We start from the raw sequence: 9,973 nt of genomic DNA on the forward strand, positions 1-9,973 counted from the left end.
CCATGCGCCTGTGCGCCCTGCTCTGCTGCATGCTGCTCGCCCTGGCCGCTGCCCCCTTGCAGGCCAAGGAACGTTTGCTGTGGCTGGTCCGCGACCTGCCGCCGTTCACCATTTTCGAGGGGTCGGAAAAGGGCCAGGGGGTGGTCGACCAGATGCTGCCGCTGCTGATCGAACAGATGCCCGAGTACGACCACGCCATCGTTCGGGTCAACCGCGCTCGCGGCATCCAGATGCTGCAAGACGCCAGCAGCTTCACCTGTGACCCGACCTTGCTGTGGACGCCGGAGCGCGCCAAGTACGTGAAATTCTCCATGCCAACGCTTGCGGTGATGAGCAGTGGCGTGATGGTCCGCACGGAAGGCGAAGCGCTGTTGGCGCCCTATCTCGATGGCCAGCAGGTCGACCTGAAAGGCTTGATCGACAGCACGCAGCTGAAGCTGGGCATCGTCGCCGAGCGCAGCTACAGCACGCAGATCGACGACATCCTGCGCCAGTTGCCCGACACCGCATTCAGCCGCCATTACGGCAATGACGCCACCGCCAGCCTGCTGCAGATGCAGCAGCTCGGCCGCCTGCAACTGGTGCTCGGCTATTGGCCGGAGATGCGCTACCTGATCCAGCAGCAAGGTGGCGACCTGGACGCGTATCACTTCCACCCGATCCAGGGGGTCAACCGCTACCAGTTCCTGCACGTGGGCTGTTCGGATTCGCCGCTGGGGCGTGCGGCCATCGAGCATATCGACCAGCTGCTGCCGGCGTTACGCCGCGATACCCTGCCGGCGCTGTATGCCCGCTGGCTCGACCCTGAACTGCGCGCCGACTACCTGGCGCACAGCAAGCAGTTTTTCGAGGCCCATTAAAAAGAAACCCCGGAGCGCTGGGGAAGACGCCCGGGGCCAATCGAAAGCCCATGCGGGCTTCCCGTGACAACCCACCTGCACCGGAGCTGTGTGCAGGCTAGCTGCCCTACTGCGTCTGATACGCCAATCAGGCAAAGGTTCCCTGGGGTTGCTGACGCTGTTGCAAGGCCGCAATCACACAGGGCTGCAAGCGCCCCTCGACAATCTGCAGGTCTCGGTGCAAGCCATCCACCAGGTCGATCAGCAGGCTCTGCTCCTGCAATTGGCGCAGGCTGACGGTGCGCCGCAGCGCCGTGCCACCGAGGCTGTCGATAATGGTCAATTGGCGGTTGCCGCTGGCATCCGCGGCGTCAAGGTGGGCCTGGTACGGGGCCAGGGTGTCGTTGAGCAGTCTGCAGATTCTTTCCATCCGGATCACTCGCGCAGGTAGTGGGACATACAGCAACTGACCAACAAGCGCAGCGGAAAGTTCGCCCGGCTGCGGCTGGTTCAGTGAGCATGCGTCGGCGATGTGACCGTTTGAATACGCCGCAGGGCCTTGTGCCAGCGCGGCATGGGCAATGGCCAGGGCAGCTCGTCGAGTACCCACAGGCCTTGGCGCCGGGCCTCGTGGGCGAGATCTGGCAGGCCATCACCCAGCTGGCCGACGAACAGCAGCGCCCGTGGCGGGCGCTCGCGCCTGAACTGTTCGAGCACGGCCAGGCCATCGCGCATGCCGTGGTCGAGGATCAGCAGGTCGGCCCCGCGATCGCGCACCAGGCAGGTCTTGAGATCGTTCAGGCTTTCGGTGACGCGCACGTCGAAGAGGCCCAGCACATTGCAGGCCTGGTGCAGAAGAATCTGGTGGGAAGGACGTGCCTGATGAATCAACACGTAGGGCTGGTGCATGAGCCGCTCCTGTTTGAAGGACCGGTCACTCTAGGTAAGTCGCCAAGCGACTTGTATAGGACAATTCTGAAAGTAACAGCGGAAAAGAAGGGTTCAGGGCCGCGTTGCGGCCCTGAACTTCACACGCTTACAGCGGCTTGCCGCGGTTGCCGTGCTGGCTGACAAAGGCCTGCACCGCCTTCAGGTCGTTGGCCAGTACCGTGCAGCGCTCTTCGCGGGCGAACAGGTCGCTCAGGTGAGCAGGCAGCTCCAGCGCCTTGCCAACGCCGGCCTTCTCCACCGCATCCGGGAACTTGACCGGGTGCGCAGTGCCCAGCACCACCATCGGCGTGTCCAGGCTGCGGCGGCATTCGCGGGCGGCCTTGACGCCGATCGCGGTGTGCGGGTCGAGCACCTCGCCGGTGCTGGCGAACACCTCGGCGATGGTCTCGCAGGTCTGCTCGTCGCTCACGGCCAGCGAATCGAACAGCTTGCGCGCTTCGGTCCAGCGGTCCTGGTCGACGCTGAAGCCGCCGCCCTGCTTGAAGTTGGCCATCAGCTCGGCAATCGCGGCGCCATTGCGACCGTGCAGGTCGAACAGCAGGCGCTCGAAGTTGGACGAGACCATGATGTCCATCGACGGCGACAGGGTCGCGTGCAGGGTTTCCTTGACGTACTGGTTGCCGCTCATGAAGCGGTGCAGGATGTCGTTGCGGTTGGTGGCCACCACCAGCTGGCTGATCGGCAGGCCCATGTTGCGCGCCAGGTAGCCGGCGAAGATGTCGCCGAAGTTGCCGGTCGGCACCGAGAACGCCACCGAACGGGCCGGGCCGCCCAGCTGCAGGGCCGCATGGAAGTAGTAGACGATCTGGGCCATGATCCGCGCCCAGTTGATCGAGTTGACCGCCACCAGGCGCGTGCCCTTGAGGAAGGACTGATCGGCGAAGCTGGCCTTGACCATCTCCTGGCAGTCGTCGAAGTTGCCTTCGATGGCGATGTTGTGGATGTTCTCGCCGAAGATGGTGGTCATCTGCCGGCGCTGAACTTCCGACACACGCTGGTGCGGGTGCAGGATGAAGATGTCGACGTTGTCGCAACGGCGGCAGCCTTCGATGGCGGCCGAACCGGTGTCACCGCTGGTGGCGCCGATGATCACCACGCGCTCGCCGCGCTTGGCCAGCACGTGGTCGAGCAGGCGGCCGAGCAGTTGCAGGGCGAAATCCTTGAACGCCAGGGTCGGGCCGTGGAACAGCTCCATGACCCACTCGTTGCCGTTCAGCTGACGCAGCGGCGCGACCGCAGCGTGGGCGAAGGCGCCGTAGGTTTCCTCGAGGATCTTCTTGAAGTCGGCATCGGCGATGCTGCCGGTGACGAACGGGCGCATCACCCGGAAGGCCAGCTCGTGGTACGGCAGGCCAGCCCAGGAGGCGATCTCTTCCTGGGTGAAGCGCGGCAGGTTCTCGGGTACGTACAGGCCGCCATCGCTGGCAAGGCCGGCCAGCAGGACGTCTTCGAAATTCAGGGCCGGTGCCTGGCCGCGGGTGCTGATATAACGCATGGCTACTAACCTTCGATACTGGGCACGGGCCGCCGTCGCGGCCCATGGGGGAATTTAGTTGAGCTGTTCGACGCGGATGCGCACAACCTTGCCGACCACGTCCTGCAGGGCTTCCAGGGCGACGATGGCGTCGTTGATGCGCTGCTCGACCACACCGTGGGTGAGCAGGATCATCGGCACCAGGCCGTCCTGTTCCTCGGCTTCCTTCTGCATGATCGACTCGATGTTGATGCCACGCTCGGAGAGGATGCTCGCCACCTGGGCCAGTACGCCCGGGTGGTCCTTGGCCTGGATGCGCAGGTAGTAGGCGCTTTCGCAGGCTTCGATCGGCAGGATCGGGTGGTCCGACAGCGAATCGGGCTGGAAGGCCAGGTGCGGTACGCGGTTTTCCGGGTCGGAGGTCATGGCACGGACCACATCCACCAGGTCGGCAACCACCGACGAAGCGGTCGGCTCCATGCCGGCACCGGCGCCGTAGTACAGGGTGGAACCGGCAGCGTCACCGTTGACCATCACGGCGTTCATCACGCCATTGACGTTGGCGATCAGGCGGTCGGCCGGGATCAGCGTCGGGTGCACGCGCAGCTCGATGCCAGCGGCGGTGCTGCGGGCCACGCCCAGGTGCTTGATGCGGTAGCCCAGGGCTTCGGCGTAGTTCACGTCAGCGGTGGTCAGCTGGGTGATGCCCTCGGTGTAGGCCTTTTCGAACTGCAGCGGAATACCAAAGGCGATGGAGGCCAGGATGGTCAGCTTGTGCGCGGCATCGATGCCCTCGACGTCGAAGGTCGGGTCGGCTTCGGCATAACCCAGCGCCTGGGCTTCGGCCAGCACGTCGGGGAAGGCACGGCCTTTCTCGCGCATTTCGGTGAGGATGAAGTTGCCGGTGCCGTTGATGATGCCGGCCAGCCAGTTGATGCGGTTGGCCGACAAGCCTTCGCGGATCGCCTTGATCACCGGGATGCCACCGGCCACTGCGGCTTCGAAGGCAACGATGACGCCCTTCTCGCGGGCCTTGGCGAAGATTTCGTTGCCGTGCACGGCGATCAGCGCCTTGTTGGCGGTGACCACGTGCTTGCCGTTTTCGATGGCCTTGAGCACCAGGTCGCGGGCCACGGTGTAGCCACCGATCAGCTCGATGACGATGTCGATCTCCGGGTTGCTCGCAACGTCGAACACATCAGCGGTAATGGGGGTACCGGTAATCTGGCAGTTCGGGTTGGGCGAGCGCATGGCGATCTGTGCCACTTCAATACCGCGCCCGGCACGGCGGGCAATCTCCTCGGCGTTGCGCTGAAGTACATTGAAGGTACCGCCACCGACGGTCCCCAACCCACAGATGCCTACTTTGACCGGTTTCACTGTGAACTCCCCATTGAACGGCCGGCACCTGCGCCGACCGTGAAACATGCCGTCACCCCATGACGACGGCGTACTGAATGATTACTTGGCGGCCTGCTGCTGGCCCGCCAGGGCCAGCTTGGCCACCTGTGGCGCCGGCTGGTAGCCCGGGATCACCTGGCCGCTTTCCAGCACGATGGCCGGGGTACCGTTGACCCCGATCGACTGGCCGAGCTGGAACTGCTTGCCCACCGGGTTGGCGCACTTGGCAGCCTTGATTTCCTTGCCGTCGACCATCTTGTCCAGCGCCGCGCGGCGGTCGCTGGAGCACCATACCGCCTGCAGCTGCTCATCGCCCGGCGAACCCAGGCCCTGGCGCGGGAAGGCGACGTAGCGCACTTCGATACCGCGGCGGTTGAGTTCGGGCACTTCGGCGTGCAGCTTGTGGCAGTACGGGCAGGTGGTGTCGGTGAAGACGGTGATGTGCGACTTGGTTTCGCCCTTGGCAGGATAAACCACCATCTCGGCGGCTGGAATGCCGTTGATGAGCTTGGCGACGCCCTGGCGTTCGGTCTTTTCGGTCAGGTTGACCGGCTTGCCGTCCTGGATCTGGAACAGGTAGCCCTGCATGACGAACTGGCCGTCGGCGCTGGCGTACAGCACGCGGCCGCCCTGCAGCTTGACTTCGTAGAGGCCGTTCAGCGGGCTGCTGGCCACGCTTTCCACGGGCACTTCCAGCTCGAGGTTCTGCAGCGATTTGCGGATGGCCTGTTCGGCCGTGGCATTGCTATCGGTCGCCGCGGCAACGGCGAAAGTACTGGCCAGCGCCAACGCGGCGGCGGCGAAGATCTGGGTCACGCGCATGGGGAACTCCTGAAGGCGGACAGGGGCCGGAGGGCGTCACCTGCGGGAAAAACGCGGCGACCGTGCGGCCCTTGGTGCAAACCGCCCAAGACTACCACATCACACCGCCAATGAAGGGGTCTGCGGGTACCGGTGGGCGGAACATGAAAATCATTCATCCACGCGGATGGTGCTGGGCGTGCAGCTGCTGCAGGCGGGCCTTGGCCACGTGGGTGTAGATCTGCGTGGTCGACAGGTCGCTGTGGCCCAGCAGCATCTGTACCACGCGCAGGTCGGCGCCGTGGTTGAGCAAGTGGGTGGCGAAGGCGTGGCGCAGGGTATGCGGCGACAAGGGCTTGTCGATGCCGGCCACCCGCGCATGGTGCTTGATCCGGTGCCAGAAGGTCTGGCGGGTCATCTGCTCGCCGCGCAGGCTGGGGAACAGCACATCGCTGGGGCGCCCGTTGAGCAGCTCGGCGCGGCCATCGCGCAGGTAGCGCTCCAGCCACAGCACCGCCTCCTCGCCCATCGGCACCAGGCGCTCCTTGCTGCCCTTGCCCATCACCCGCAGCACGCCCTGGCGCAGGTTAACCTGGTCGAGGGTCAGGCTGACCAGCTCGGTCACCCGCAGGCCGCAGGCGTACAGCACTTCGAGCATGGCGCGGTCGCGCTGGCCGATCGCCTCGCCGAGGTCCGGGGCCTGCAACAGGGCTTCGACATCGGCTTCGGACAACGACTTGGGCAAGGGCTTGCCCAGTTGCGGCATCTCGACCTGCAAGGTCGGGTCGACGGCTACCAGCTTTTCCCGCAGCAGATAACGAAAGAAGCCACGCAGCCCGGAGAGAAAGCGCGCCGTGGAACGTGGCTTGTAGCCCTGGTCGAGGCGCCAGGCCAGGTGATCGAGGATCAACTCGCGGCCGGCATCGGGCAGGCTCACGGCATGTTCCTGCAACCAGCCGTTGAACAGCGCCAGGTCGCTGCGATAGGAAACGCGGGTGTTGTCCGACAGGCCTTTTTCCAGCCACAGGGCATCGAGGAACTGGTCGATCAGGGGGTGGTCGAGGGCGGGCATGAAAACTCGGTGGCAAACGACGAAATGGCGCTTAGTCTTTCATAACCACGCCGGCATAGGGAGCCCGCATGAACGAACAGCAGATCCTTCTCAGCGTCGGCGGTATCGGCGCTGCCGCCCTGGCTTGCCAATGGCTGGCCTGGCGCCTGAAATTACCCGCCATCCTGTTTCTGCTGCTGGCCGGCATTCTCGCCGGCCCGATCCTTGGCTGGCTCGACCCGCAAGCGCTGTTCGGCCCGCTGCTGATGCCGCTGGTGTCGCTGGCGGTGGCGCTGATCCTGTTCGAGGGCAGCCTCACCCTGCACCTGTCGCAATGGCGCGAAATCGGCAGCGTGGTGCATCGGCTGGTCACCGTGGGCGCGCTGTCGACCTGGCTGGTGATCGCCCTGGCCACCCACTGGCTGCTGGACTTCGACTGGCCCCTGGCAATCCTGTTCGGCACCTTGACCCTGGTCACCGGCCCCACGGTGATCGTGCCCATGCTGCGGGTGGTGCGGCCCAAGGCGGCGATCGCCAACATCCTGCGCTGGGAAGGCATCATGATCGACCCGATCGGTGCCTTGCTGGCCGTGGTGGTGTACAGCTTCATCATCGCCAGCGGCGCCGGCGAGGGGCTGGCCCACAGCCTGGTGACCTTCGCCGGGGTGATCTTCTGCGGCACGGCCCTGGGCGCTGCGGGCGGCTGGCTGCTCGGGCAGATCATGCGCGAGCAGTGGCTGCCCGAATACCTGCACAACCTGGCCTCGCTGGCGGCGGTGCTGGGCATATTCATCGCCGCCAACCAGATCGTCCACGAGTCCGGGCTGCTGGCGGTCACGGTGATGGGCATGTGGCTGGCCAACATGCGCGGGGTCGATGTGCGGCAGATCCTGCACTTCAAGGAAAACCTCAGCGTGCTGCTGATCTCCGGCCTGTTCATCCTGCTGGCCGCGCGCCTCGACCTGCACGCCATGATCGGCCTGGGGCCGGCGGTGCTGGCGCTGCTGCTGGTGATCCAGCTGCTGGCGCGGCCGCTCAATGTGCTGCTGTCGACGCTGGGCTCGGCGCTGAACTGGCGCGAGCGTGCCCTGCTCGCCTGGGTCGCGCCGCGCGGCATCGTCGCCGCGGCGGTGTCGGCGATCTTTGCCATCCGCCTGCATGAGGCCGGCCACCAGGGCGCCTTGCTGCTGGTGCCGCTGACCTTCGCCGTGATCATCGGCACGGTGGTGATCCAGAGCGCCACGGCCAGGCCCCTGGCGCGCCTGCTCAAGGTCGCGGAGCCTGCGCCCAGCGGGTTTCTCATCGTCGGCGCCAACGAGCCGGCGCGGGCCATCGCCAAGGCCCTGCAGCAACTGGGCTGTCGGGTGCTGCTGACCGATTCGAGCTGGGAGAACATTCGCGCGGCGCGCATGGAGGGGCTGCCCACCTATTTTGGCAACCCGGCTTCGCAGCACGCCGATGCGCACCTGGACCTGGTCGGCCTGGGCCACCTGCTGGGTTTGTCGCCTGCCGGCGAGATCAATGCCTTGGCCTGCGCCCGCTTTCGCCACGACTTCGGCCATGGGCGGCTGTTCGTGCTGGCCAGCGGCCTGGAGAAGCAACGCAGCGACAAGCACCGGGCCGCCGAGGAGCACCGCGGGCATCTGCTGGGCGCCAACCCGATGACCTACCTGCAACTGGCCAACCGCCTGCACCAGGGCGCGGAGCTCTACAGCACCACGCTCACCGAAGGCTTCGGCTGGGAGGCGTATCGGGCCCTGCATGGCGAGCGGGCGCACTTGCTGTTCGCCCGCGATGAACACGGCTGGGTACATGTCGCCAGCCCCGACGAACCGCTACAGCCGCAACCGGGCTGGACCCTGGTGGCGTTGATCGAGCCTGCCGCGCCTGAGTGAAATCAGGCCTCGGGCAGCACCGGCACCGGGCGCTTGTCCTCGTCGATGGCGACGAAGCTGAACACGCCATGGATCGCCCGCTCGCGGCCGTCCAGGTACATGTTCTCGACGAACACATCGACCTGCACCTGCAAGCTGGTGTTGCCGACCTTGATCACCGTGCCGACCAACTCGACGATCGAGCCCGCCGGGATCGGGTGCTTGAAGTCGATGCGGTCGGTGGACACGGTCACCAGCGGCAGGCGGCAGAAGCGCGTGGCGGCGATGAACGACACTTCGTCCATCCAGGCCAGCGCGGTGCCGCCGAACAGGGTGTTGTGGTGGTTGGTGGTATTGGGGAATACGGCTTTGGTCACGCGCGTCACCGACAGCTCGGTGCGGCGCTGGATTTCCTGGTCTCGGGCGGTCATGTCCGTTACATCGCATGGGGTTCAAAAAGCAAAAAAGCAGCCCGAAGGCTGCTTTTTTCTCGCAAGGTGGCCTAGGCCACCAGGCAAACTGTACTCAGGACAGTTTTTCCTTGATGCGAGCGGCTTTGCCGGACAGGTCGCGCAGGTAGTACAGCTTGGCTTTACGCACGTCACCACGACGTTTCACGGCCAGGCTGTCGATCTGTGGGCTGTAGGTCTGGAAGGTACGCTCTACGCCAACGCCGCTGGAGATCTTGCGCACGGTGAAGGCGCTGTTCAGACCGCGGTTACGCTTGGCGATAACGACGCCTTCGAACGCCTGCAGACGGGAACGCTCACCTTCCTTCACTTTAACCTGGACGACAACGGTGTCGCCTGGTGCGAAGGTCGGGATTTCCTTGCTCATCTGCTCGGCTTCGAGCTGCTGGATGATCTTGTTGGTCATGCTGTGCTCCTAAGATGGATACGTGATCCACCATCGATACGTTTAACTATCGTCCCGCTCGCGGAGGTATTCCTCGAGCAGCTTCTTCTCTTCTCCAGAAAGCGAGCGACTTTCCAGAAGATCGGCGCGTCGTTCGAAGGTCCTACCAAGGGACTGCTTCATTCTCCAACGCCGGATGTGTGCATGGTTGCCACTTAGCAACACGTCGGGAACGCGCTGATCCGCATACACCTCAGGTCGGGTGTAGTGCGGGCAATCGAGCAGACCGTCGGTGAAGGAATCTTCTTCCGCCGAGTCCACATGCCCTAAAGCTCCGGGCAGCAGCCGCGTAACCGCATCGATCAGTACCATGGCCGGCAGCTCGCCACCGGAAAGCACATAGTCGCCAATCGACCACTCCTCATCGACATGAGCCTCGATAAAGCGCTCGTCGATGCCTTCATAACGACCGGCGATCAGGATCAACGATTCCTGCTCTGCCAGGCCTTTGACCGCCTGCTGGGTCAGCTTGCGGCCTTGCGGCGAAAGGTAGATCACCTTTGCCGATGCTCCGGTCGCTTGCCTGGCGCTAACCAGGGCGTCTTCCAGAGGCTTGATTTTCATCACCATGCCCGGACCACCGCCAAACGGCCGATCATCCACCTGGTGGTGACGGTCTGTGGTGTAGGCCCGCGGGTTCCAGCAAGTCACTTGAAGAAACCCCTGT

General features: G+C 64.7%; 11 protein-coding genes. 2 read left to right on the top strand and 9 right to left on the bottom strand.

Translation table 11 applies throughout. The annotated features are described in order from the left end of the window. Nucleotides 1-2 precede the first annotated feature (2 nt). Complete coding sequence (locus B3E94_RS07885) at nucleotides 3-860, top strand: TIGR02285 family protein (protein WP_236237332.1); 858 nt, start codon at nucleotides 3-5, stop codon at nucleotides 858-860. A gap of 127 nt (nucleotides 861-987) precedes the next feature. Here B3E94_RS07885 and B3E94_RS07890 read toward each other — a convergent pair whose 3' ends face one another. From B3E94_RS07890 to xerD, 6 genes are all read right to left on the bottom strand, one after another. Further along, entirely contained in the window at nucleotides 988-1,269 is a 282-nt protein-coding gene (locus B3E94_RS07890) for a DUF3509 domain-containing protein (protein ID WP_286912991.1), read from the bottom strand. Nucleotides 1,270-1,349: 80 nt separating this feature from the next. Continuing rightward, a complete protein-coding gene (locus tag B3E94_RS07895) occupies nucleotides 1,350-1,748 on the bottom strand; it encodes a histidine kinase (RefSeq protein ID WP_286912992.1) in 399 nt (132 codons plus the stop codon). Between the two features lie 127 nt (nucleotides 1,749-1,875). Next, nucleotides 1,876-3,285, bottom strand: a complete 1,410-nt coding sequence (gene thrC / locus B3E94_RS07900; RefSeq protein WP_176513660.1) for a threonine synthase — start codon at nucleotides 3,283-3,285, stop codon at nucleotides 1,876-1,878. A 54-nt stretch (nucleotides 3,286-3,339) separates the two neighbouring features. Next, the gene (locus tag B3E94_RS07905; protein ID WP_176513664.1) at nucleotides 3,340-4,644 is read right to left on the bottom strand and encodes a homoserine dehydrogenase; all 1,305 of its coding nucleotides are present in this window, start codon (nucleotides 4,642-4,644) and stop codon (nucleotides 3,340-3,342) included. An 81-nt stretch (nucleotides 4,645-4,725) separates the two neighbouring features. Then, on the bottom strand, nucleotides 4,726-5,487 hold the full coding sequence (locus B3E94_RS07910; RefSeq protein WP_176513666.1) for a thioredoxin fold domain-containing protein: 762 nt from the start codon (nucleotides 5,485-5,487) through the stop codon (nucleotides 4,726-4,728). A 154-nt stretch (nucleotides 5,488-5,641) separates the two neighbouring features. Then, the gene (xerD, locus tag B3E94_RS07915) at nucleotides 5,642-6,538 is read right to left on the bottom strand and encodes a site-specific tyrosine recombinase XerD (RefSeq protein WP_176513669.1); all 897 of its coding nucleotides are present in this window, start codon (nucleotides 6,536-6,538) and stop codon (nucleotides 5,642-5,644) included. 68 nt (nucleotides 6,539-6,606) lie between these two features. On the opposite strand from xerD, the gene B3E94_RS07920 reads away from it, so the two are divergent. Continuing rightward, nucleotides 6,607-8,412 (top strand): cation:proton antiporter, encoded by a 1,806-nt coding sequence (locus B3E94_RS07920; protein ID WP_286912993.1) that lies wholly within the window; start codon nucleotides 6,607-6,609, stop codon nucleotides 8,410-8,412. A 2-nt stretch (nucleotides 8,413-8,414) separates the two neighbouring features. Here B3E94_RS07920 and B3E94_RS07925 read toward each other — a convergent pair whose 3' ends face one another. The 3 genes from B3E94_RS07925 to trmD form a co-directional block, all read right to left on the bottom strand. Continuing rightward, nucleotides 8,415-8,822 (bottom strand): acyl-CoA thioesterase, encoded by a 408-nt coding sequence (locus tag B3E94_RS07925; RefSeq protein ID WP_176513673.1) that lies wholly within the window; start codon nucleotides 8,820-8,822, stop codon nucleotides 8,415-8,417. Nucleotides 8,823-8,916: 94 nt separating this feature from the next. Further along, nucleotides 8,917-9,267: a 50S ribosomal protein L19 gene (gene rplS / locus B3E94_RS07930; protein WP_003252148.1), complete on the bottom strand. Its 351-nt coding sequence runs from the start codon at nucleotides 9,265-9,267 to the stop codon at nucleotides 8,917-8,919. A gap of 42 nt (nucleotides 9,268-9,309) precedes the next feature. Then, nucleotides 9,310-9,973 (bottom strand): tRNA (guanosine(37)-N1)-methyltransferase TrmD (gene trmD / locus B3E94_RS07935; RefSeq protein ID WP_286912995.1); only part of this gene is annotated, 664 nt, incomplete at its 5' end.

Origin of the sequence: Pseudomonas sp. UBA6315, assembly GCF_002438125.1 — a bacterium.
Classification (GTDB): Bacteria; Pseudomonadota; Gammaproteobacteria; order Pseudomonadales; family Pseudomonadaceae; genus Aquipseudomonas; species Aquipseudomonas faucium.

Bases quoted from the DNA above. Each gene is read 5' to 3' on its own strand.
- thrC (WP_176513660.1), bottom strand. From the start codon at position 3,285: ATGCGTTATATCAGCACCCGCGGCCAGGCACCGGCCCTGAATTTCGAA.
- rplS (WP_003252148.1), bottom strand. From the start codon at position 9,267: ATGACCAACAAGATCATCCAGCAGCTCGAAGCCGAGCAGATGAGCAAG.
- B3E94_RS07920 (WP_286912993.1), top strand. From the start codon at position 6,607: ATGAACGAACAGCAGATCCTTCTCAGCGTCGGCGGTATCGGCGCTGCC.
- B3E94_RS07890 (WP_286912991.1), bottom strand. From the start codon at position 1,269: ATGGAAAGAATCTGCAGACTGCTCAACGACACCCTGGCCCCGTACCAG.
- xerD (WP_176513669.1), bottom strand. From the start codon at position 6,538: ATGCCCGCCCTCGACCACCCCCTGATCGACCAGTTCCTCGATGCCCTG.
- B3E94_RS07925 (WP_176513673.1), bottom strand. From the start codon at position 8,822: ATGACCGCCCGAGACCAGGAAATCCAGCGCCGCACCGAGCTGTCGGTG.
- B3E94_RS07910 (WP_176513666.1), bottom strand. From the start codon at position 5,487: ATGCGCGTGACCCAGATCTTCGCCGCCGCCGCGTTGGCGCTGGCCAGT.
- B3E94_RS07885 (WP_236237332.1), top strand. From the start codon at position 3: ATGCGCCTGTGCGCCCTGCTCTGCTGCATGCTGCTCGCCCTGGCCGCT.
- B3E94_RS07895 (WP_286912992.1), bottom strand. From the start codon at position 1,748: ATGCACCAGCCCTACGTGTTGATTCATCAGGCACGTCCTTCCCACCAG.